We start from the raw sequence: 22,709 nt of genomic DNA on the forward strand, positions 1-22,709 counted from the left end.
GAAACCTGGACGCCACGCGGGACGGCTCTCGCCGCCGGGTGCGCCCGCGGGCCGGCTCAGCGGGTCGGGTCCGCGGGAGCTCCTCCGGCCCCGTGCCCGGCGCCGTCGCCCGACTCGTGGGCGCGGATGCGCGCCCACAGCTCGTCGCGGCGGGCCGAGAGGTGGCGGCAGGCGTCCAGGAAGCGCTGCATCGAGGCGCCGGGGGTGGTGTCTCCGAGGTAGTACTCGGTCAGCTCCCGCCGCTCCTCGAAGCGCGTGTCGTGGGCGATCAGGTCCCCGGCGAGGTGCCCCACCTGCCCCGCCTCGGACTCCGCGAGCCGCGGCACCGCGCCGAGCAGCTCGGTGGCGGCGTCGTGGGCCTCGGGGTCGGAGGAGCGCGTGATGATCAGCGGGCGCGTGGTCAGCAGCCAGTCGTTGGCCACGGCGGAGACGTCGCACAGCAGCAGGTCCGCCTCGGCGAAGTCCTCCTGCAGCGTGCGGCCCTCGCTCACGCGGCCGCCGCCGGCGGCGAGCTCGGAGCGCACCGCGGCATCCGCCTCGCCGAAGGCGGGGACGCGCACACCGGTCAGCGGGTGCGGGCGGTACAGCACGTCCAGTCCCTCCGCGAGCAGCGCGCGGACCGCCGTCACCCCGTGAGTGTGCAGCGAGCTGTATCCCACCGAGGCCTGGCCGCCCTCCCAGGTGGGGGCGTAGAGCACGACGGGACGCCCGTTCGGCCGCGGGGAGCGGGGGACCCGCTCCAGGTCCAGCGCGGGGCGGCCCACGGGGATCGCCCGCGCGGGGGCGTCGAACAGGGAGGTGTAGCGCTCCAGCCGGTCGATCGCCGCCTGTCCGGCGACCAGCGAGTAGTCGTAGGCCTTGACCTGGTTGGAGACCGAGACCGACTTGTCCGAGTCCCCGTGCAGGATCGACACGTGGATCGCGGAGCGCGAGCGCAGGGCGGCGGTGTTGAGGGGATTGAAGTTGACGTAGAGGACGAGCTTGGTGTCGCTGCGCAGGATGATCGCATCGAGCGTCGCGTCCAGGGCGATCGTGACCACCGGCAGGCCCGACTCCTCGCGGAGCGCGGCGGCGGTCCGGGAGTCCATGCAGACGATGGTCACGCCCTGGGCGGCGTGCAGCTCCCGCAGCGGTCCGTACCAGCCGCGCAGCTGGTAGAGGCTGTCCGCGGTGTCGGGGAAGTACACGATGACGTCGCCCTCGAGGGAGGCGTCGCGCAGCGCCTCGTCGTCCCCGAGCCCGTCCGGCATGCCGCCCGGCAACAGGCGGTACCGGCGCAGGAGCCGTCCGCCCAGGCTGCGGACCCGGCGCCGCAGGGAGTTCCCGCGCGCCGCCATGCTCAGGCACCTCCCGTCGGCCGGGCGCCCGGGGAGCTCGCGAACACCTTCTGCCAGGACTCGGTCGTGGTGTGGCGCGGCAGCGCCCGGCGGTAGCTGCGACGCAGGCTCGACCAGCGCACGGCCATCGACAGGTGCGAGCGCAGGGTGCGCGCGAGGGCGTGCCGCGCGACGGATCCGCGCACCTCGACGGCGGAGAGAGTCTCCCCGTCCGCTCCCGTGAGCAGATAGGCGTCGGCCCCCAGCGTGGTGCGCCAGTGCAGGGAGTCGGCGGGCAGCGCCACCACGATCCGCGGCGCGGTGTCGGGGCGGAGCAGTCGGGCCGCGGCGCGGGCGAGGGCGCGCGGCAGGGGCAGCGGGCGCCGCCGGGTGGCCGTCAGCTCGACGGTGGGCGCGGTCGCCGCCCGACCCGCGGCGACCGCCCGGGCCCCGTCGCTGCGAGCCCGCGCGAGATCCCTCCCCAGCCAGTCCTCGGGGCCGGCGCGGAAGGCATCGATCCCCTCCTCCCACAGCTCGGCCGTCAGCAGGTGCCCGGCGAGGACGTGCTTGAGCTGATGGGCCAGCGAGGAGACCAGCACCCCGCGGCCCGCCCCGTACGCCGCGGCGATCGCCAGGCGGTTGCGGTGCAGCACGCGCGCGGTCCACGTGGTCTGGGTGCGGAACGGGGTCCAGGGCGGGTGGTGGACCGAGGTGCCGGGCAGCACCGCATGGTCGTAGCCGCGACGGGTCGCGCGCAGCCCGTACTCGGCGTCGTCCCATTTCAGGAACAGCGGCGCGGGCAGGCCCAGATCGGTGAACGCGTGCGGGGGGAAGAGGCTGGCCCACCAGCCGGTGTAGTTCGCGTCGCGTCGCGGCATGAGGTCGTCCCAGTCCGCCGGAGTGGTCCCGGCCAGGTCGATCCCGTCCTGCACGCGGGTGGCGGAGCGCCACTGGAAGGAGCCGGGCCGCACGGCCTCGGCGAGGGCGACCAGGCGGGTGGGCTCCGCCGAGGAGAACAGCGGGGAGCCGACGATGGTGGGCCGCGCGGCGAGCGCCTGATAGGTGAGCATCCGGCGCAGCGACTCCTCGCCGAGGATCGCGTCGTCGTCGGAGAAGAGCACGGCGGCGCGCGGATCCTCGGCCGCCTCCAGCATCCCGCGGGCGTAGCCCCCGGAGCCGCCCAGGTTCTCCTGGGTCACCAGGCGGATGCCCTCGTGCTCGGCGCGCAGCCGGGTGAAGGCCGCGTTCCCGGCCAGGGTGCCGCCCTGGTCGACCACGACGACGCCGCGCACCGGCCGCATCCGGGCGAAGCGCCGCGCCTGCGCCGTCGCATCGGCCTCCCGCCGGTAGGTGGGCATCACGACGGTCACGGGCGGCAGGGGGGCGTCCCGCTCGGTGCTCCAGCGCACGGCGTGCGCCGCGCCGGTCAGCCACAGCCAGTCCTGCGCCAGGGCGTCCCCCTCCAGCGCATGGCGTCCGGCGGGGAGCTCGGCCAGGCGCACGGTGCGGCCCGCGCGAGCGCCCCACAGCACACCCCGCCCGCCCTCGAGGACCAGATGCACGGGGGAGTCCCGGAGCACGGGGCGCCACGTGGCCAGGGGGAGGACCTGGTCCCAGACGGGGACGGCGGGGCCCAGGCGGGAGGACTGGAGGAGGAGCTCCGTCCGGTGCGCTCCGGGAGCCTGCCCGTCCTCGGCACGGGGTGCGCTCGGTGCTGCGGTGCCGGTCCGCACTGCCTGCATCGGACCTCCTCGACGATCCCAGACCGGTCCTGCAGCGGTGGCCGCGGGCGGTCGGGAGGCGCGCTGCGGGACTCGATGACGACATCGCCCGGGCGCCCGAGCGACCTTCGGACTATACCAACGTGAATTCTGGATGAACGGAGAGTGGCGCGATGCAGCGCTCCGCGGCGCGGCACGGAGCGGTCGGCGATGCCGCGCGCCGTGAGGACCTGCCGGTACTCTGCTGGGGTGACTTCCGCACCTGAGGCCCTCGATCTCCCGGGCGTGCCCGAGACCGGCGCGCCGGCCGCTCCCGCCGCCGACCCCGATCACCCGCATCCGGGACAGTGGCGCCTGGTCCACGCCCAGGTCTCCAACTGGGGGACCTTCCACGGCACCCATGACCTGGCCGTCTCCCCCAAGGGGTTCTTCCTCACGGGAGGACCCGGCACCGGCAAGTCCACCCTGCTGGATGCGATCAGCGCCCTGCTGACCCCGCCGCGCACCCTGCAGTTCAACGCCGCCGCCTCCGACGCCGGCCCGGCGCGCTCGAAGTACCGCCGCACGGTCGCGAGCTACGTCCGCGGCGCCTGGGCGATGCATTATGACCAGGCCACCGGCGAGTTCAGTCAGGAGGTGCTGCGCGAGAAGACGACGCTGTCGGTGCTCACGCTGCGCTACGCCGACGGCCTCGGCGGCACCGTCCAGCTCTCGCGCCTGCTGCTGCTCCACGCCGGTCACAGCGCGGACTCCGACGTCCGGAGCCTGTACGTCATCGCCCGGAAGCCCCTGGACGTGACGGATCTGCGCCAGTTCGTCTCCACCCAGATCGAGGGCAAGGCGCTCGAGGCCGCCCATCCGGGCACCGAGACCTTCCGCCAGTTCCGCGAGTACCGCGCCGCGTTCAGCCAGCTGCTGGGCATCCCGGACGAGAAGGCGCTGGGGCTGCTGCACAAGATCCAGTCCGCCAAGGAGCTCGGCGACGTCAACGCCCTCCTGCGCGACTACATGCTCGACGCCCCGCGCACCTTCGACCTCGCCGATCAGGCGCTCGCGAACTTCCACAACCTCTCCGAGGTCTACGAGGCGCTGGTGACCGCGCGCGAGCAGCGGGAGCTGCTGCGCGGCCTGCGCGAGAACCACGAGGGCTGGGCCTCGATGCGTGAGCGCGGCGGCGAGCTGGTGGACCGCCGCGCGGACATCGACGTCTTCGCCGCCCAGCACCTGGTGCGCCTGCTCGGCGACGAGACCGACCGCCTGCAGCTGGAGCGGGACCGGCTCGAGGCCCAGCAGCGCCGCCTCACCCAGGACGTCACCGAGGCGCGCGCGGACCTCTCCCAGCTCAAGGAGCAGCGTCGGCGCGCCGGCGGCGGCGAGATCGACGACTGGAAGCAGCAGATCGCCGGGCTCGAGGTGGAGCGGGAGCGCCGTCGCGAGCGCGCCACCGAGTTCGCCTCCCAGCTGGCCACGCTCGAGCTGCGCACCCCCGCCGGGGAGGACATGTTCCTCGCCCTACAGCGCGAGGTGAGCGCGCTGCGCGAGTCCCTCGAGGCCGAGGAGGCGGGGTCCGACGGCGCCCGCTGGGAGGCGGAGGCGCAGGTGCGCGAGCTGGGGGAGATCCTCTCCCGGACCCGCGGCGAGCTCGCCTCGCTGACCTCCCGCGCCTCGAACCTGCACTCCGAGGACGTGGCGCTGCGCGACCACATCGCCGCCGAGGTGGGCATCGCCCCCACGGAGCTGCCCTTCGCCGCCGAGCTGCTGCAGGTGCGCGCCGGCGAGGAGGAGTGGACCGCCGCGGCGGAGCAGGCCCTGCGCGGTCTGGCCCGCTCGATCCTGGTCCCGGATCGGGTCTATCGCGAGGTCGCCGCCGTCATCGACCGCACCAAGCTGCGTCGCCGCATCTCCTACAACCGGGTCAACACCGATCTGCGCCGGCCCGACCGGGCGCTGGACGAGCGCTCCCTCGCCGCGAAGCTCGAGGTCAAGGACGGCGAGTTCCACGTCTGGCTGAGCCACGAGATCGCCTCCCGGATGGACTACACCTGCGCGGACACCCTCGAGGAGTTCACGCGGCTGCACCGCGCCGTGCTGCGCTCGGGGCAGATCAAGCACTCGGCGACCCGGCACGAGAAGAACGCCGACCGCCAGATCAACGACCGCTCCCAGTGGGTGCTGGGCTTCGACAACCGGGCCAAGCGCGCCGTGTTCGAGGCCGAGCGCACCCGCGCCGAGCAGGCCCTGTTCGAGGCCCAGGCCCGCCGCAAGGACGTCGAGGCCGAGCGGGAGCGGCGGCGCGAGAGGCTCTTCGCGCTCCAGGCGATCAGCACAGTGACCTGGGACGACATCGATGCCGCCTCGGTGGCGCGGCGGGTGGCGAACCTGCGCGAGATGGTGCGCGCCGCGGAGGACGGCTCCGCCGCGCTGAGTGAGCTGGCCCGGCAGATCGAGGAGGTCGAGCAGTCCATCGCGGACTCCGACGAGGAGCTGCTGGAGGTGGTGCGCCGCGCCGGCAAGCTGGGCGAGCAGACCGAGCGGGCGGCGGAGCGCCTGGAGGAGGCGCGCGAGCGCGTGGCCGAGTCCACGCTGGCCCCGGAGGTCGAGGCGGAGCTGTCCGAGCGCTTCCGCGCGATCTCCGAGACCCTCGTGCTGTCCACCATCGACCAGGTCACCAAGGACGCCTCGGCCACCCTCGACGCCGAGCTGATGGACCTCACCCGCCGCACCTCCCGCGCCGAGGAGGACATGCGCACCGCGATGCGGGAGTTCTCCCGGCGCTGGCCCGCGCAGGCCGGGGACACGGCCCCCACCCTGGAGGGCGTCGACGACTACCTCGGCATCCTGCAGCGGATCGAGGAGGAGAAGCTCCCCGAGGTCGAGGACCGCTTCTTCGAGTTCTTCACGGGCAACACCCTGGGCGATGTGCAGGCGCTGGCCACGGCCATCGCCCGCGAGCCCGCTGAGATCCGCAAGCGCCTCCAGCGCATCAACGCCCTGCTCGCCCAGGTCGAGTTCCACTCCGGCCGGTACCTGCAGCTGTCGATGCGGCCCGTCCACCTCGCCGCCCTCGACGACTTCAAGCGCGCCCTGGAGGAGGCCGTCGCGCACACCGCGCTGAACGACATCTCCCGCGATCGCGATCTCGCCGAGGAGCGCTTCCTGTCCCTGCGCCACCTGATGGATCTCATCGGGTCCGCGCGCACCCGGGAGGACCAGGTCTCGCGGGTCATCCTCGACGTCCGCCGGCACGTGCACTTCCACGCCGAGGAGGTCGACGCCGAGGGCACCGTGGTCCACGCCCACGAGTCCGGCGGTCCGCTCTCGGGCGGCCAGAACGAGCGCCTGGCCACCTTCTGCCTCGCCGCGGCGCTGCGCTACCAGCTGGCCGGCACCGGGCAGCAAGTCCCGCGCTACGCGCCGATCATCATCGACGAGGCCTTCTCCAAGGGCGCCGGCAAGTTCATCACGGCCGCGATGGAGTCCTTCCGCCACTTCGGCTTCCAGGTGATCCTCGCCAATCCGGGCAAGAACCCGCAGGCCCTCGCCCCGTTCATCGGCGGCGTCGGCGTGGTGTCCATCGCCCAGGACCGCTACTCCTCGGTCTCGCCGGTGCAGTTCGTGCCGGTGGAAGACTGATCGGCGTGCCGCGGAGGGACGAGCCGGCAGGAGCTCGGGCGATGCGGCCGTGCTGAGCGCCCGGCGCCCGGGGCACCGGGTGCCGGTTCCGCGCGATGGGGAGTTCTCCCCATCGGCAGGATCGGCGGGCGCCGGTACCCTGGATGCCCTCCGTTCCGATCCGGCGGAGCAGTGGGACGCCGCACGAGTCGGCGAGGAGATCGGAGAGAGGAGGCCAGCGATGTCGGCGAGCCCTCCTCCCCTCGAGGTGCATCCGGGCGAGAGCGCCACCCACCACCGCATCCGGGACCTGCTGGGCCGGGTCACCGCCGCGCTGCTCGCGGAGCAGCCGGCGCTGGGCGTCTTCGCGGAGCACCGGCCTGCGCGCGACCGCTCCTCGGGGAGCACCTGGCGGGGCGCGCAGACCCTCTGCCACGTCAGCCCGCTGCTGGCGAGCACGAGGGCGCCCGAGGCCGGCGAGGACGGGGCCGGGCGGCTGCTCGCCGCCGCCGAGGCCGTCGCGGCGCGCGGCGGCCTGCATCGTCGCTCGGAGCAGGTGCTCCAGGGCGTCTCGAGCGTCTCCTGGACCGATGCTGGTGGGGACCTGCTGGAGGTGGTGGTCGGCGTGCGCGTCGCGGTGCGCGCGATCAGCGCTCCCTTCGCGCCCGAGGGCCCCGCGGCGCCGAGGACCGTCCGTCCGGCCGGGCTGACCGCCCGCTGACCGCCCGCTGACCGCACCCTCCGTGACGGCCGCCGGGTCGCGCGCGGACCGGTCCGAGCCGCTCCGGGGTCAGGGTCCGCGGCGCCCCGATTGCTAGTCTGGGCCGGTGCTCGAGCCGTCGCCGCGTCCTCGCCCGCGCCCCGGCCCCTCCCGGCCGGTCGCGCGGCTCGCCGCGCTGGCCGCCTCCGGGGCGCTGGCGCTGTCGCTCTCGCTGCCGGCCTCGGCCCTCGGTGAGGACGGACCCTTCGAGTTCCCCGTCGAGTCGGACGCGCTGGCGATGATCCCGGGATCGGCCACCCGCCTCCCGCTGGACGGTCTGATCCAGGACGATCTCGAGGCGGAGGTCGTTCCGGACTCCGCCCGCCTGGCCATCCCGGAGGACGTCGCCGAGAGCGCCCGCGCCCCCATGGAGCTCGAGGACGACGGCCGGTCGATCGTGGTCTCCGGGGAGGGGACCTGGTCGCTGCTGGGCACGGACCTCGTGTTCACCCCGCTGGTCGGGGTGGAGGGTCCGAGCTCCCCGATCGCGCTGACCATCGAGTCCGTCCAGGGGGTGAGGTCCCTGCCCGTCACGCTCACGCCCGATCTGCTCGAGCTCGAGGAGATCTCCGCGCACGGCTCCGCCGACGAGCCCACCTCCATCGCCCTCGAGGGCGGCGTCCCGTCCGGGGGCACCGTGCACCTGGAGCTCGCGGGGCTGCCGGCCGGCTCGACGGTCACCGCCGACGGCAGCCGGGCGATCGTCCCGGACCAGGGGCTGTGGCAGCTCTCGGCCGACGGCGGCACGCTCCGCCACACGCCGGCCGCCCCGGGCCTGGGCCGCCAGGTCGATCCGGTCCGGCTCGCCGTCACGGACGAGGAGGGGACGGTGGTGAGCGCGGCGGAGGTCTCCCTCACGGTGCCGATCATCTCCGACCTCGACTGGTCCGCCCCCTTCGGCGAGGACATCCTGTTCGTCGTCGGCGAGGGACAGCAGTACGTCGACCCCTCCACCCTGCGCCTGCAGCCTCTCGGCGGCGTCACCGAGGCGGAGTCCGCGACCGACGGCACCCGAGTGGTGATCCACGGCGAGGGCACCTGGGCGCTGGACCGCGAGAGCGCCACCGTGCGCTTCACCCCGGAGAGCGATCAGGTGCGCGAGACCGCCCCGATGGGGATCGTGGGCGGCGACGGTGAGGGCGCGTCGGCCTCCACCGCGCTGCTGAGCACCGCCTACCCGATCCTGCGGGACCGCTCCCTGGCCGGGATCCCCGGGCGGGAGCTCAGCTTCGACCTCAGCACCGGGATCCGGGACGTGCGCTCGGACTCGCTCCGCTTCGATCCGGAGGCGGTCCCCGAGGGCGGCACGCTCTCCGAGGACCGCACCGAGCTGGTGGTCGAGGGGGAGGGGACCTGGACGATCGATCTCGCCAGCCGCTCGCTGGTGATGACTCCCGAGGAGTCGTTCACCGGGACCGCCGCATCGGTGGGGATCACCGCCCGCGGGGTCTACGCGGACAATCCCGTGGAGGCGACCTTCGAGGCCACCTTCTCGCCGGTCATCGCGACCCTGCGCGACGACGAGGGACGCACCGCGCCCCGGGCCCCGATCACCGTCGACGTGCTCGGCAACGACACCGCCGGCAGCGGCTCCCAGCCGCTCGAGCCCGAGTCGGTGGAGCTGAGCTCGCTGGCGGCCACCAACATCACCGAGCTCGACGAGGGCCGCGGGACGCGCCTGGTGATCCCGGGGGAGGGGGAGTACACCGTGGGGGCGAACGGGGCGATCACCTTCACCCCGGAGCAGGGGTTCACGGGGCGCACCACGCCGATCGCCTATCACGTGCGGGACTCCGCCGGCATCCCGGCCACGGCGAACCTCGTGGTCGACGTCGACCCCGAGTTCGCCGCGAGCACCGAGCAGGGCGCCGACGTCGCCGGCATCAACAGCCTGCTGGTGGGGTTGACCCCCGCCTCGCCGGGCACCGCGATCGTCTTCGGCACCATCGTGCTGCTGCTGCTCTACAGCGGCGGCGTGTCCCTGTGGATCGGGCTGCGCATGGAGGCCGACCGTCGGGCGTGGGAGGACTGAGAGGTCGACAGGGCCCCCGGGCCCGTCAGCAGCCCTCGGGGGACTCGACCGGCTGGGCGAGGGCCTCGGTGGCCGCGGCCTCGTCGATCAGGCCCGTGAACCCGGTGCCCAGCAGCAGGTCCACCTCGGAGCCCTCCCGGCTCTCGTCGAGGCGCAGCTGCGCCGGGGCGTCCTCGCCGGTGACCTGCGCGGCCACGGACCGGGCCGCGAGATAGGCCGAGGGTCCGAAGACGACGGTCGCCGGACCGCTGGACTGCCGGGTGTTGCCGGGATCGCCCACCGCGTAGCCGCGCCCGGCGAGATCCTCGGTGACGGATCCGGCCAGGCCGGTGCGGGTGGTGCCGTTGAGGACGGTCACGCTGACCTCGCCGGGCGGGAGGGGCACGGCGCCGTCCTCGGGGCAGGTGATCCCCGAGGGGGCGGACTCGAAGGTCTTCTGGGAGATCACGCCGGGCTCGTCGACGGGCTCCTGGAGGTCCTTCACGGCGTAGGCCCCGATGCCGATCAGCACGATCGAGAGGATGGAGAAGAAGGCCAGCTGCGTCGCCCGCAGACGGCGCGTCCGGCGCAGCCGCTGATCGCGGCGGCGGACGTCGTCGGCGGAGCGGCCGTAGGGGTGGGCATCGCGATGGGAGGAGGGCATCGTGGCGAGTCGTTCAGTCGAGGGGACGATAGCGGATGCCGAAGGCGTCGAGCCGGGGCAGGTGGGCGCGCAGACGCTCCTCGAACTGCTCCCAGGTCTGCTCCGGGGAGCCCCAGGCGCGTTCGGCGAGGGCGCACAGCCGGGGGAAGGCCATGTACTGGAAGCTCTCGGCGTCGGGCAGGTACTCGGACCACAGCTGGGCCTGGACGCCCAGGATCAGCCGCCGCTGCTCCTCGGTGAGCGACGGCGGCTCGAGCGGCGCGGTGTAGACGTCCTCGACCGAGAGCACGGGGCCGGGGATCGCCGGCGGCTCGTGGGCGGGGGAGGCCTGGTAGTAGTTGAGATACGTCTGGTCATGGGTGGAGATGATGGTGCGGAAGCCGCGCCGCACGGAGCGCTTCACGCCGGCGGCCTCCCGCCAGTTCATGACGATGGTGTCGTCGGGCAGGCGGGTCTCGAGCACCTCGTCCCAGCCGACGATCCGCTTGCCGTGCTCGGCCAGGACCTCGGCGGCGAAGCGGGTGAAGCGGCCCTGGATCTCCGAGAAGCGGGTCAGGCCCCACTCGTTGAGGCGGCTGCGGGCGGCGGAGGAGCGCTCCCACTCCCCGCGCGGGCACTCGTCGCCGCCGATGTGGACGTACGGGCCGGGGAAGATCGCCGCCACCTGGGTCAGGACGTCCCGCACGAAGTCGAAGACGACATCGGACACCCCGAGGACGTGATCGGAGATCCCCCAGACCTCGCGCACGCCGATCTGCTGCTCCGGGACGTTGCCGAGCTCGGGATAGCTGGCGATCGCGGCCTGCATGTGGCCGGGCAGGTCGATCTCCGGCACGATCTGCACGCCGCGGCGGCGGGCGTACTCCACGAGCCCCTCGAGCTCCTGCGCGGTGTAGTAGCCCCCGTGGCGGGTGCCGTCGAACCGCCAGGTCTCGGCCCCGCCGTCCATGCTCCCCACGAGGGTCTGCTCCCGCCAGGCCCCGATCTCGGTGAGCCGCGGATAGCCCTTGATCTCGATCCGCCAGCCCTGGTCGTCGGTCAGGTGCAGGTGCAGGACGTTCAGCCGGTGCAGCGCCATCGCGTCGATGAAGGTCTCGATCTCCGCGATCGGGAGGAAGTGGCGGGCCACGTCCAGGTGGAGGCCGCGCCACGCGTAGCGGGGCCGGTCCGCGATGGTCACGCAGGGGATGGAGCCGTTCGTGCCGGTGACGATCTGGGCGAAGGTGTTGCGGCCGTCCGCCAGCGCGGCCTCGCTGCCCGCGGCGAGGTTCGCTCCGCGGGGGGAGATCGACAGGGTGTACTCCGCGGCGTCCAGCTCGTCGTTGACCCCCACGGAGAGCTCCTCCCAGGGGTCCTGCGTCTCCCACGCCCCCTCCGACCAGATGACCGACTGCGGCAGCGGGACGAGGGCGAGCGGGTCTGTCATCAGTTCCTCCTGGGCGGCGACGCCGAACGAGATCCTGATCAGTCTGCCACGGAGAGATGGGTCACGGCGTCCCGGCACGCGCCCTCGAGACGAGCTCGTCCCGGACGCACGGGAGCCCGGTCGGCGGTGCCGACCGGGCTCCCTCACGGGTCCTGCCCCTTCCCGTGGACGCCGAGGCGTCGAGCAGGTCACCGTGGTCCTGGATCCGTCTCCTGCGCGGAGGCTCGTGCCTCAGCGATAGGTGACGAAGACGTGCGGTGCGCTCCAGATCGAGCGCTCGACCACCTGCTGGCGCGAGCCGGAGGCGTCGATGATCCGGCCGTTGCCGAGGTAGATCCCCATGTGGCCGTAGTCGTTGCCGGTGAAGGCCACCAGGTCGCCGGGCTGCGCCTCGGACTGCGCGATGATGCGCCCGCCGAAGGTGTACCCCTTGGCGGTCTTCCGCGGCAGGTCGATGCCCGCCTGGTTGTACGCGTGGTACACCAGGCCCGAGCAGTCGAAGCCGCCCGCCGGGGAGGAGCCGCCCCAGACGTAGCCCACGCCGAGCTGTGCGCGGGCGGCGCTGATGACCGCGGCGCCGTTCACGCTGCCGGTGCTCGCGGAGCCCTGGTCGTCGCGGCCCGTGGCGCCTGCGGAGAGGCGGACGTCGCCGGCCAGGGCGCTCCAGGTCCGGGTGCCCACCACGGTGTCCACGCGGAGGCCGGCGGCGGTCTGCAGCGCCCGTACCGCGGAGGCGGTGCGGGGACCGAAGACACCGTCGACCGCGAGCGAGGCGCCCGAGGCGTTGAGCTCCTTCTGCAGGGTGCTCACCGCCCCGCCGCGATCGCCCTGGCGCAGGGTCTGCCCGGAGGCGGAGGTCTCCGAGGACGAGCTCGAGGAGGTCAGCGAGCCCCACGTGAGCGGGCCCACCACGCCGTCCACGCCGATGCCGGCGGAGCGCTGCTGGGACTTCACGGCCTGCAGGGTCCGGGCGCCGAGGACGCCGTCGGTCGCGAGCGAGGCCCCGTGTGCGTTCAGCCGCTGCTGCAGGTAGGTCACCGCCGAGCCGCGGGAGCCGAGGCGGAGCGTCTGCGCGGTGTGCGAGGACTGGGTGGCGGGAGCCGGTGCGGCGGACACCGGAGCGGCCGGGGCCGGCGTGGCCGGGGCCGGAGCGGCGCCGCGGACGGCCCCGTGGGCGGAGGTCGGGGCGGAGGACTGGGCGGTGGCGGCGGCGGACCCGGCCAGCGCCGCGGTGGCGGAGACGGCGCCGAGGGCGGCGACTCCTCCGACTCCCCGGCCCACCGGGGCGGCGAGCCCTCGGTAGTCGATGACGGCACGGCCGGCGGCCCGGTGCGTGCCTCGTGGTGCGGTGCGGAACATCGGGGTATCGCTTTCTCCGTCGCCGCACAGGTGCGTCCGCGGCGCGAGGCGCCTCGCGCGCACGAGCACTGCGCCCGTCACACAGGGAAGAGGAGGAAGACCCGAGCCGGTGACGGGGAGGCGGCAGCACGGGGCGTGCCCCGGGAACAGGCGGCACTGCCGTCGACTGTATGTCCCCTGAACCCGGCCTCCCCAGAGGGATTTGCCCGCCCAACACGGCGTCTTTACGAAGAATTTGCACTATTTCGCGAAATGGCGCCGTGTCGGGCTTGAGAATCGAGAAACAGCGAGGTAGTTACGCCGTTGTTATTCGCTGGGTGTCCGGGGACGACGAAAGAGCCGCGGGAGAGTCTCTCGACTCTCCCGCGGCTCTCGACTCCGGTCGGGGTGACAGGATTTGAACCTGCGACCTCCTCGTCCCGAACGAGGCGCGCTACCAAGCTGCGCCACACCCCGGAGGGTTCCCGCCGAAGCGGCTCACCGAGGAGCAACTTTACCAGGCGTTCGGGGGCTCAGGGGTGCGCGAGGGGCCTCGGGGCGCGCAACGTGAGCAAGGTCGCCTCCGGCGGGGTGAGCAGGCGGTAGTCCGAGTACGGGCTCGCCCCCATCCCGGCGCTGACGTTCAGCGGGACACCCTTCCACGTGGACGCCCCCCGGGCCTGGCGGCGCGGCAGGTCGCAGTTGGTCACCAGCGCGCCGATCCCGGGCAGCCGCAGCTGGCCCCCGTGCGTGTGGCCGGCCAGCATGAGATCCGCGCCGTCGGCCGCGAAGGCGTCGAGCACCCGCCGGTAGGGGGCGTGCGCGACGGCCACGCGCAGCACGTTGCCGTGCTCGGGCGCGGGCGGCTCGGGGTCCGGGCGCGGCGGCATCTCGTCCCGCTCCAGATGTGGGTCGTCGACGCCCACCAGGCGCACCTCCAGCCCGCCCAGCTCGATGCTCGCGCGGGTGTTGGTGAGGTCCTTCCAGCCGAACTCCGTGAGCCGGCGTACCAGCTCCCCGGTGGGGAGCGTGGGGTCGCGCGGCTCGGTGATCCCCGCGGGGCGGGGATCGGGCAGAAGGTAGCGGGCAGGATTCTTCGGATGCGGGGCGAAGAGGTCGTTGGAGCCGAGGACGAAGGCGCCGGGGCGCGCCAGCAGGGGAGCGAGGGCCTCGGCGAGGATCGGCACCGAGGCGGCCGAGGCGATGTTGTCCCCGGTGTCGATCACCAGGTGCGGGTTCAGGGTCGCCAGGTGCTCGAGGAAGGCCAGCTTGTGCGGCTGCCGGGGCATCAGATGGATGTCGCTGATGTGCAGCACGCGCCGGGTGCGGGCGCCGGGCGGCAGGATCCGCAGCTCCACCTCGCGCAGGGTGTACCGGTGGATCTCGACGTGACGGGCCCAGATGTGCGCGGCCGCGGCGGCGCCTGCGCCGAGGGCCCCGGCGGTGGCCGCCGCGGCGGTGAGCGGTCGCACCTCAGCCCCGGCCGCTGGACTGGCGGATGACGACGCTCTGCCCCTCGGGCAGTGCGGTCCCCGGTCCCGGCTGCGTGCCGATGACGTACCACTGGCCGACGTCCTCCGAGCTCTCCTGCTCGACCGAGGTCGTGTAGCCGGCCGCCTCGAGGGCGGCCTGGGCCTCGCTGAGCACCATGCCGGAGACGTCGGGCACGGTGCCCTTCTGGACGGCGTCCTGGCCCTCGGCGGGCTCGGCGCCGGCGGGCGCGGCCGGGAAGGGCTCGCTGGGCAGCCCCTCGTGGACACGGGTCATGTACTCCTGCCAGGTGGGCAGGGAGACGGTGTTGCCCCAGACCTTCCCGCTGGTCAGCTCCTCGCCGTCGACCGGGAACCCGCCGGGGCGGATGTTGGCCTGCGGGTGGCCGAACCACACCGCGGTGGACATCTGGCGGGTGAAGCCCACGTACCAGGTGTGGAACTGCGAGCCGGAGGTGCCGGTCTTGCCGCCGGCGGTGTGGCCCGGGATGACCTTCCCCTTGCCGGTGGCCTTGGGGTCCTCGAGGTCCTGCTGGAGGGTCCACGCCATCGTGTCGGCGACCTCCTTCTCGACCGCCTGGTGGCACGCGGCGCCGGAGATCTCCATCGCCTCGCCGTTGCGGTCGGTCACCTCGGTGATCGCCTGCGGCGTGCAGTAGGTGCCGCCCGCGGCGTAGGTGGCGTAGGCGCTGGCCATGTCGAGGGCCGAGATCCGCAGCTCGCCGAGCACCACCACGGAGGGAGCCAGCTCGGTGCCGTAGAGCTCCTCGATCGGCGCCGAGTAGGTCGCGGGGTCGAAGGGGTTGTGGGTCGCGGGGACCACGCCGATGTCGCGGGCGCCCTCGGCGACATTGCACAGGTCGAGCTGGCGGGCCATGTTCGCGTAGGAGGTGTTGATCGAGAACTTCGTGGAGTTCAGGACCGACTCCATGGGGGCGATCTGCACGGAGACCGCGTTGTCCGGGTTGTAGCCCGGGTTCTCGAACCAGCGGCCGCGGTGCAGGCACTGCGCGGGGAAGGTCTTCATCTCCTCGCGCGAGGTGCTGACCTTGTCGTCGATGGTGTGCCCGGTCTCCAGCCATTCCTGGAGCACGAAGGGCTTGAAGGTCGAGCCGACGGGGAAGCCGCTGCTGCCGCCGAGGGACTGGGGCACGTTGTAGTTGATCGCCGTCTCGCCCGGACCCGCCTCGGAGTACGGATTGAAGGTGCGGTTCTCCGCCATCGTGAGGATCTTGCCGGTGCCCGGCTCGACGGTCACGATCGAGTGGCCGAAGCCGCTCTCGGAGTCGCCGGGCACGCGGCGCTGCAGGATCTCGGTGGCCGCGTCCTGCGTCGCCGGGTCCAGCGTGGTGCGGATGGTCAGGCCGCCGCCGTAGAGCAGCTCGCGCCGCTCGTCGTAGGTCTCGGCGAAGGCCGGGTCGTTGAGCAGGGTCCGCGTGACGTAGTCGCAGAAGAAGCCGTCATCGCCCGCCTCGGCGCAGCCGGCCCGGACGTTCTTGATCTTGAGCATGTCCTCGACGGGCTGGGCGGTGTACTCGTCGTACTCCTCCTGGGTGATGAAGTCCTCGCGCAGCATGTCCCCCAGGACCTCGTTGCGACGCTTCTCGCCCGCCTCGGGATGGGCGACCGGGTCGTACTGGTTCGGACCGTTGGTGATCCCCGCCAGGAGCGCCGCCTCGCCGGGGGTCAGCTCCTTCGCACTCTTGGAGAAGTAGTGCTGTGCCCCGGTCTCCACGCCGTACTGCGAGGGGCCGAACTGCGCGACGTTGAGGTACCCGTTGAGGATCTCGTCCTTGGTCCACTTCTTCTCGAGCGAGATCGCGAGCTTCGCCTCGCGCAGCTTGCGCCCGTAGGTCGTCTCGGTCGCCTCTGCGATGTCCTCCTGGTCGCCGCGCTGGACGGCATCCATCAGCAGGGCGTTCTTCACGTACTGCTGGGTGAGGGTCGATCCGCCCTGGGTGGCGCCGCCGGTGGCGTTCGAGACGAAGGCGCGCACCGTGCCCTTGGGGTCCATGCCGCCGTGCTCGTAGAAGCGGCGGTCCTCGACCGCGATCACCGCGTTCTGCATGTTCGGGGAGATCTCCTCGAGCGGCACCATGATGCGGTTCTCGGTGTAGAACGTGGCCAGCAGCGAGCCGTCGGCGGCCTCGATGCGGCTGGCCTCGTTCAGCGGCTCGACCTCGAGCTCGCTGGGGTAGGAGTCGAACAGCTCGACGCCGTCACGGGCGACGGCGGAGCTCGCGGACACCAGCGGCAGGAAGAAGGCGGCGAGCAGCACACCGGCCAGCGCCGAGACGGCGAGCAGTCCCAGCAGCAGGTAGATGGTCTGCGCCAGCGCGACGGGGAGCGAGCGTCCGGACGCGGGAGCGGGCGTGGTACGGGCCATGTTCACACAGTACGGCGAGGCGCCGCCGGAGGCCATCGGACATGGCGCACGCGACGAATCGTGACCGCTCCGAGGCATGGCCCGCCGCGTGGGGGCGGCTCGCGGCGTCGGGCGGAGCGGCGCGTCGACCCCATAGCACACCGCGGGAGCGCCCGACCCGGGGGTCGGGCGTTTTGCGCTGTGGTGGTCGTCTCTCTACAGTGGGTGCGAAGAACGGGTCAACGTCGATTCGGGATACGGGAAGGGGACGAGCATGACCATCGGGGGTGCTCAGATCACGAGCGATTCGAGCTGGGCGACGCGCGGAGCGTGCACGACGATGGATCCGGACGGATTCTTCGTGCAGGGGAAGGAGCAGCACGCGCTGAAATCGGCGTGCGGCGCCTGCCCGGTGCGCACCGAATGCCTCGCCGACGCGCTCGACAACCGGGTCGACTTCGGCGTCTGGGGCGGGATGACCGAGCGCGAGCGGCGCCGCCTGCTGCGCCGCAACCCCGAGGTGAGCGACTGGACCGCCGTGCTGCGGCGCGCCGAGCAGGAGTCCGCCGGTGACCCGCCCACCGGTAGGCTCGCCCCATGAGCACTGTCACCCGCTGGGAGTACCTGACCGTTCCGCTGCTGATCCACGCGACCAAGCAGATCCTCGACAACTACGGCGAGGAGGGCTGGGAGCTGGTCCAGGTGGTGCCGGGGCCCAATCCGGAGAACCTCGTCGCCTACCTCAAGCGCCCCCGCGCGGAGGGCTGAGCGATGCCCGCCGCGGCTGCCGAGGGCGCCCGCAGCGCCCGGATCCGTGCCCGGCTCGAGGAGCTGGGCCTGTCCCTGCCCGCCGTCGCCGCACCGGTCGCCGCCTATGTCCCGGCCGTCGCGAGCGGGCGTCACGTCCACACCTCGGGCCAGCTGCCCTTCGTCGACGGCGCGCTGCCGACCACCGGCAAGGTCGGCGCGGAGGTCACCCCGGAGCGGGCCGCCGAGCTCGCCGCGGTCTGCTGCCTCAACGCCCTCGCGGCGGTCGAGGCGCTGGTGGGGGACCTGGATCGTGTCACCGGCGTGGTGAAGGTGACCGGGTACGTCGCCTCCGCGGCGCACTTCACCGCCCAGCCCGCGGTGATCAACGGGGCCAGCGAGCTGCTGGGTGCCGTGTTCGGCGCCGCCGGCACCCACGCCCGGGCCGCCGTCGGTGTGGCCGTGCTCCCGCTGGACGCCCCGGTCGAGCTGGATCTGCTCGTGGAGCTCGACGAGGCGATCGAGCGCGACGGCGTCGCCGCGCCGTCGGCCTGAGCGCGAGCGCATGGAAGGCAGGGAGCAGGACCCGCCGACGGACCCCGAGGAGCCGCGGGTCGAGCTGATCGCCGTCCGCGCGGACAATCCCGGCCCGATGACCCTGGACGGGACCGTCAGCTATGTGCTGCGGGACGGGGAGCAGGCCTGGGTGGTCGACCCCGGACCCAAGGATCCCGAGCATCTCGCCGAGCTGCTGCTGCGCAGCGGTGATGGCGCACGCCCCGCCGGCGTGCTCGTCACGCACCGGCACGCCGACCACTCCGCGGGGGCGGCCACGCTCTCGCGCCAGCTGGCCGCCCGCAGCGGTCGCGAGGTGCCGCTGTGGGCCGCCGACCAGTCCGCCGTCCCCGGCTCCCGGCCGCTGCCGGCCGCCCTGATGGGTGGCGGCGGGGTGGTGGCGCACGTCGTCCATCTTCCCGGCCACACGGCGGACTCGGTGGGGCTGCTGGTCGCGGGTGGGCGCCTGCTCAGCGGGGACACGCTGCTGGGCGGGTCCTCGACCGTGATCGTGCCCGAGGACGGCGGATCGCTCACCGACTACCTGCAGTCCCTCGCCATCCTGCGGGCGATGGCGATCGACGGTCGGATCGGATCGATCCATCCGGGGCACGGCCCCGCCCTGGAGTCGCCGTTGGACGCCCTCGCGGCGATCGAGCAGGCCATCGCGCATCGCCATGAACGGATCGAGCAGGTGCGCCGGGCACGCACCGCCGGGGTGCTCACCCTGGACCGTCTGCTGCGCTCCGTCTACGGCCCGGACCTGCCCGAGCCGCTGCGGGAGCCCGCCCGCTGGAACCTGCGCGCCACCCTCGACCATCTCGCCGAGGGGCACTGAGCCATCGGCGCCGGGCTCGTCGGGCCCGGAACGCACCGATCCCCGGCGCCTTTCCGTCGAGGGAGGCGCCGGGGATCCGGTGGGGTGCGCTCAGCGGGCGCGGCGGCGCAGGCGCTCCACGTCGACGATGAGCACGGCGCGGGCCTCCAGACGAATCCACCCGCGCGAGGCGAAGTCCGCCAGGGCCTTGTTCACCGTCTCGCGGGAGGCGCCGACCAGCTGGGCGAGCTCCTCCTGCGTGAGACCGTGGGCGACCATCACGCCGTCGTCGGTCTGCCGGCCGAAGCGCTGGGCGAGATCGAGGACGTTCTTGGCCACGCGGCCGGGGACGTCCGCGAAGACCAGGTCGGCCAGGGACTCGTTGGTCTTGCGCAGGCGCCGGGCCAGCGAGGCGAGCAGATGGCGGCCCACCTCCGGGCGCTGGGCGAGGACCCGGTAGAGGTCCTGCTGCGAGAGGGAGTAGAGGGTCGACTCCGCGACCACGGTCGCGGTCGCGTTGCGCGGTGCCGGGTCGAAGAGCGACAGCTCGCCGAGGGTCTCCCCGGGGCCGAGCACCGCCAGCAGGTTCTCGCGACCGTCTCCCGAGGCATGGCCGACCTTGACCTTGCCCGAGCCGATGATGAAGAGCCGGTCACCCGGATCCCCCTCACGGAAGATGATCGCGCTGCGGTGGTAGTCCTCCTGCTTCATCGATCCCAGCACGGCCTGCTTGCCGTCCTCGTCGAGCGCGGCGAACAGCGGCGATGACCGTACGATGTTCTCGTCCACGGAACCTCCTGATGGTGGGGTCCCGACGACCGGGACCGAGCTGTGCAGTCGATGTGACCGTCGCCACGAGCAGCGGTGGTGGCGGTCACATGATGGGCAAACACTATCGTGATCATGGGCCGGAGGCCCATCACGCGCCGGAGGAGGAGCTGTGCAGATGTCGAGGCAGGCCCCGTCGAGCCCCGCCCGAGACCTGCCGGGGCCCCCGGCCGACGCCGCCGCCGTCGCCCTCCGCCTCGCCGAGGAGCACCCCGGCGCACGCACCGAGCTCGACCATCGCAGCGCCGGGGAACTGCTGGTCGCGACGGTGCTCTCGGCCCAGACGACCGACGTGCGCGTCAATCAGGTCACCCCTGGTCTCTTCGCGCGCTGGCCCGATGCCGCCGCACTCGCCGCCGCCGATGAGGAAGATCTCACCGCGGTGGTGCGACCGCTCGGGATGGGCGCCACCCGGGCGCGTCGCCTCATCGCCCTGGGCCGGGCCCTGGTCGAGCGGCACGGGGGAGAGGTCCCCGACGATCAGGACGCGCTCGAGGCGCTGCCGGGCGTCGGCCGCAAGACCGCCCACGTGGTGCGCGGTGTGTGGTTCGGCCGCTCCCTGCTCGCCGTGGACACCCACGTGGGCCGGCTGGCCCGCCGACTGGGCTGGACCGCGCGGACCGCGCCGGAGAAGGTCGAGCAGGACGTGGTCGGGCGCCTGGCGGCCGACGGCACGGGCGCACCCGCGGAGGACCTCACGCTGCTGGGGCTCCGGCTCATCCTCCACGGCCGACGGGTCTGCACCGCGCGGGCGCCCCGCTGCTCGGAGTGCGTCCTGGCCGATCTCTGCCCGAGCGCGGGCGTCGCATGAGCCCGGATCCGCTGAGCCCCGTCCCGCGCTTTCTGGCCCCGCTCGCCGAGCGCGCGCGCCGCGGCGAGGTGCTGCTCTCCCGCGACGCCGACCCGCGGGACCCGCCGCCGACGCCCGATCCGATGCGCCGCAGCGCCGTGCTCGTCCACATCGCCGGCACCGCGCTCGAGGACGCGCAGCTGGTGCTCGAGGAGCGGGGGCACGCCCTGCGCTCCCAGCCCGGCCAGTTCTCCCTGCCCGGTGGCGGGCAGGACCCCGACGACCGGGACGCCGTGCACACCGCGCTGCGGGAGGCGCACGAGGAGACCGGGCTGGATCCCGCCGGGGTGCGGGTGCTCGGGGCCTTCGCGCCGATCCCGATGCCCTGGCGCGGGCATCGGGTGACCCCGGTGCTCAGCTGGTCGCCCGCCGTGCCGGAGCTGGGCGTGCAGGATCCGATCGAGGTGGAGCGCGTGGTCTGGGCCGCGCTGACCGGTCCCGGCTCGCTCACCGATCCGGCGCACCGGGCGCGGGGGCTGCTGGACGGCGTGGGGGTCGGCCCTGTCTTCGCCCTGCCCCGGGACGCCTTCGTCTGGGGCTTCACCGCGATGCTCCTGGACACGGTGCTGGCCGGCCTGGGGCTGGAGCCCGTCCCCGGCACCGCGCCGGCGCGGGAGATCCCCGCCGAGCGGCGTCGCTGAACCGGCTCCGGTGGCTCGGGTCACCCGGCTCGAGCGAGGTCCCCCACGGCGGTCCGCGCACGATAGACTGGATCGTTGCCGGACGGTCTCCGGCAGCCCCTCGGGGTGGACGCGGAACGGCCGGCACGGACGCTCCGCGCGCCTCGGGACCCCGAGCAGCAGACCGACGATCAGCAGACAAGGAATGGGATCCAGGTGCCACGCGGCAAGGTGAAGTTCTACGACGCCGAGAAGGGCTTCGGCTTCCTCCTCGACGAGGAGGATGGTCAGAGCGTGTACGTGCACGCCACCAACCTGCCCGAGGGCGTCACGGCCCTCCGTCCCGGCGCCCGGGTCGAGTTCGACATGGTCGACGGCCGTCGCGGCCCGCAGGTGCTCTCGATGCGGATGCTCGAGCCCGCCCCGTCGGTCACCCGCGCCCGCCGGCCGAAGCCGGACGAGATGGCCGACGTGGTCGAGGACCTCATCCGTCTGCTCGACGACGCCTCCAACGGCCTCCGCCAGGGGCGCTACCCCGACCGCGGGCACTCCCAGAAGATCTCCACCGTCCTCCGTGCCGTCGCCGACAATTTCGAGGCCTGAGCCCATGACGTCATCGACCGCCGCCGCCCGCCGCCCCCGCACCGCACGTCCCAAGCTGGACGCGGTCGCGGCCGGTGCCGTCGATCTCGCCCGCGAGGCCCTGCTCGAGGTCACCGAGCCCGGGCAGGTCGGTGAGCACCAGCGCGTCGAGATCGCCGGCGAGCGACTGGTCACCCACGTCTTCGCGTGCACGATGCCCGGCTACGCCGGCTGGTCGTGGGTGGCGGTGCTGGCCCGCGCCCCGCGCGCCAAGGTCCCCACCGTCGCCGAGACCGCGCTCCTGCCCGGCGAGGACGCGATCCTCGCGCCGGCGTGGGAGCCCTGGTCGGAGCGGCTGAAGCCCTCGGACGTCGGGGCCGACGACCTGCTGCCCTACCGCGGCCAGGACGAGCGCCTCGAGCAGGGGTACGAGGCCACCGACGACGAGGACGCCGATCGCGTCGCGCAGTGGGAGCTGGGCCTGGGCCGTGCCCGCGTGCTCTCCCCCGAGGGCCGCTCCGAGGCGGCCGAGCGCTGGCTGGAGGGCGAGTTCGGTCCGCGCCAGGTCTCGACCCGCGGGCGCCGCGGCACGGTCGCTGCCTCCTGCGCCAGCTGCGGCTTCCTCATGAAGCTCTCCGGCTCCCTGCGCCAGGAGTTCGGGGTGTGCACCAACGAGTGGTCCCCGGCCGACGGGAAGGTCGTCCACCTCGGTTTCGGCTGCGGCGCGCATTCGGAGACCGGCCAGGAGGACGACGAGCCCGAGATCCCGCGCGCGAGCGGCGTGGTGGTCGACGAGCTCGAGGTCGACGTCGTGCCCGCGGGCGGCACGCAGGACGCCGCTCCCGCGGAGGCGGCCGAGGCGGCGGCGGCCACCGATGCCGCAGCGGACGGCAGCGCTGCCGCGGCCGCCGAGGACACCGAGGCCTCGTCCCCGGAGGCCGACGCCCCCGACGCCTGAGCGCACCCGCCCTCGTCCTCAGCGCCCCGTCTCCGTCCCGGAGCCGGGG

At 73.5% G+C, this 22,709-nt stretch carries 19 protein-coding genes and 1 tRNA gene; 11 read left to right on the forward strand and 9 right to left on the reverse strand.

Annotated features, from left to right (window positions below):
• Positions 1 to 56: 56 nt before the first annotated feature.
• Entirely contained in the window at positions 57 to 1,337 is a 1,281-nt protein-coding gene (locus CXH06_RS02210; protein ID WP_114853532.1) for a CDP-glycerol glycerophosphotransferase family protein, read from the reverse strand.
• Positions 1,338 to 1,339: 2 nt separating this feature from the next.
• Positions 1,340 to 3,058, reverse strand: coding sequence for a glycosyltransferase (locus CXH06_RS02215; protein WP_157975562.1), 1,719 nt, complete (start codon positions 3,056 to 3,058; stop codon positions 1,340 to 1,342).
• A 228-nt stretch (positions 3,059 to 3,286) separates the two neighbouring features.
• Between CXH06_RS02215 and CXH06_RS02220 the strand changes: the two genes are divergently transcribed.
• From CXH06_RS02220 to CXH06_RS02230, 3 genes are all read left to right on the forward strand, one after another.
• The gene (locus CXH06_RS02220; RefSeq protein ID WP_232820160.1) at positions 3,287 to 6,670 is read left to right on the forward strand and encodes an ATP-binding protein; all 3,384 of its coding nucleotides are present in this window, start codon (positions 3,287 to 3,289) and stop codon (positions 6,668 to 6,670) included.
• A 220-nt stretch (positions 6,671 to 6,890) separates the two neighbouring features.
• Complete coding sequence (locus tag CXH06_RS02225) at positions 6,891 to 7,370, forward strand: hypothetical protein (protein ID WP_114853534.1); 480 nt, start codon at positions 6,891 to 6,893, stop codon at positions 7,368 to 7,370.
• 106 nt (positions 7,371 to 7,476) lie between these two features.
• Positions 7,477 to 9,441 carry a hypothetical protein gene (locus CXH06_RS02230; protein ID WP_114853535.1) on the forward strand — a complete coding sequence of 655 codons (1,965 nt, stop codon included), beginning with the start codon at positions 7,477 to 7,479 and terminating at the stop codon, positions 9,439 to 9,441.
• A gap of 25 nt (positions 9,442 to 9,466) precedes the next feature.
• Here CXH06_RS02230 and CXH06_RS02235 read toward each other — a convergent pair whose 3' ends face one another.
• From CXH06_RS02235 to CXH06_RS02260, 6 genes are all read right to left on the reverse strand, one after another.
• Complete coding sequence (locus CXH06_RS02235) at positions 9,467 to 10,084, reverse strand: LytR C-terminal domain-containing protein (protein ID WP_114853536.1); 618 nt, start codon at positions 10,082 to 10,084, stop codon at positions 9,467 to 9,469.
• A 13-nt stretch (positions 10,085 to 10,097) separates the two neighbouring features.
• Positions 10,098 to 11,510: a beta-N-acetylhexosaminidase gene (locus tag CXH06_RS02240; protein WP_114853537.1), complete on the reverse strand. Its 1,413-nt coding sequence runs from the start codon at positions 11,508 to 11,510 to the stop codon at positions 10,098 to 10,100.
• A gap of 231 nt (positions 11,511 to 11,741) precedes the next feature.
• Positions 11,742 to 12,869 (reverse strand): peptidoglycan-binding protein, encoded by a 1,128-nt coding sequence (locus tag CXH06_RS02245; RefSeq protein ID WP_114853538.1) that lies wholly within the window; start codon positions 12,867 to 12,869, stop codon positions 11,742 to 11,744.
• 382 nt (positions 12,870 to 13,251) lie between these two features.
• A tRNA-Pro gene (locus tag CXH06_RS02250) sits at positions 13,252 to 13,325 on the reverse strand.
• Between the two features lie 56 nt (positions 13,326 to 13,381).
• Positions 13,382 to 14,320: a metallophosphoesterase gene (locus tag CXH06_RS02255; RefSeq protein WP_114853539.1), complete on the reverse strand. Its 939-nt coding sequence runs from the start codon at positions 14,318 to 14,320 to the stop codon at positions 13,382 to 13,384.
• Position 14,321: 1 nt separating this feature from the next.
• Positions 14,322 to 16,724, reverse strand: a complete 2,403-nt coding sequence (locus tag CXH06_RS02260) for a penicillin-binding protein (RefSeq protein WP_114853814.1) — start codon at positions 16,722 to 16,724, stop codon at positions 14,322 to 14,324.
• A gap of 253 nt (positions 16,725 to 16,977) precedes the next feature.
• On the opposite strand from CXH06_RS02260, the gene CXH06_RS02265 reads away from it, so the two are divergent.
• Genes CXH06_RS02265 through CXH06_RS02280 form a run of 4 tightly spaced genes read left to right on the forward strand, consistent with a single transcriptional unit; the run spans position 16,978 to position 18,843 of the window.
• A complete protein-coding gene (locus tag CXH06_RS02265) occupies positions 16,978 to 17,304 on the forward strand; it encodes a WhiB family transcriptional regulator (RefSeq protein ID WP_114853540.1) in 327 nt (108 codons plus the stop codon).
• Positions 17,301 to 17,471, forward strand: a complete 171-nt coding sequence (locus tag CXH06_RS02270) for a DUF4177 domain-containing protein (protein WP_114853541.1) — start codon at positions 17,301 to 17,303, stop codon at positions 17,469 to 17,471. The genes CXH06_RS02265 and CXH06_RS02270 overlap by 4 nt, the downstream gene beginning before the upstream one ends.
• Before the next feature lie 3 nt (positions 17,472 to 17,474).
• Complete coding sequence (locus tag CXH06_RS02275) at positions 17,475 to 18,005, forward strand: RidA family protein (RefSeq protein WP_114853542.1); 531 nt, start codon at positions 17,475 to 17,477, stop codon at positions 18,003 to 18,005.
• 10 nt (positions 18,006 to 18,015) lie between these two features.
• Positions 18,016 to 18,843, forward strand: a complete 828-nt coding sequence (locus CXH06_RS02280) for an MBL fold metallo-hydrolase (RefSeq protein WP_114853543.1) — start codon at positions 18,016 to 18,018, stop codon at positions 18,841 to 18,843.
• A 90-nt stretch (positions 18,844 to 18,933) separates the two neighbouring features.
• Here the strand turns inward: CXH06_RS02280 and CXH06_RS02285 are convergent, their stop codons facing one another.
• On the reverse strand, positions 18,934 to 19,611 hold the full coding sequence (locus CXH06_RS02285; RefSeq protein WP_114853544.1) for a Crp/Fnr family transcriptional regulator: 678 nt from the start codon (positions 19,609 to 19,611) through the stop codon (positions 18,934 to 18,936).
• 157 nt (positions 19,612 to 19,768) lie between these two features.
• Between CXH06_RS02285 and nth the strand changes: the two genes are divergently transcribed.
• The 4 genes from nth to CXH06_RS02305 all read left to right on the forward strand — a co-directional run bounded on the left by nth (position 19,769) and on the right by CXH06_RS02305 (position 22,660).
• On the forward strand, positions 19,769 to 20,461 hold the full coding sequence (gene nth / locus CXH06_RS02290) for an endonuclease III (protein WP_114853545.1): 693 nt from the start codon (positions 19,769 to 19,771) through the stop codon (positions 20,459 to 20,461).
• Positions 20,458 to 21,141 (forward strand): CoA pyrophosphatase, encoded by a 684-nt coding sequence (locus CXH06_RS02295; protein ID WP_114853546.1) that lies wholly within the window; start codon positions 20,458 to 20,460, stop codon positions 21,139 to 21,141. The genes nth and CXH06_RS02295 overlap by 4 nt, the downstream gene beginning before the upstream one ends.
• Before the next feature lie 195 nt (positions 21,142 to 21,336).
• Entirely contained in the window at positions 21,337 to 21,723 is a 387-nt protein-coding gene (locus CXH06_RS02300; protein ID WP_114853547.1) for a cold-shock protein, read from the forward strand.
• 4 nt (positions 21,724 to 21,727) lie between these two features.
• A complete protein-coding gene (locus CXH06_RS02305; protein ID WP_114853548.1) occupies positions 21,728 to 22,660 on the forward strand; it encodes a DUF3027 domain-containing protein in 933 nt (310 codons plus the stop codon).
• Positions 22,661 to 22,709 lie beyond the last annotated feature (49 nt).

Source organism: Brachybacterium sp. YJGR34 (assembly GCF_003347015.1).
In the GTDB taxonomy this organism is placed as follows: Bacteria; Actinomycetota; Actinomycetes; order Actinomycetales; family Dermabacteraceae; genus Brachybacterium.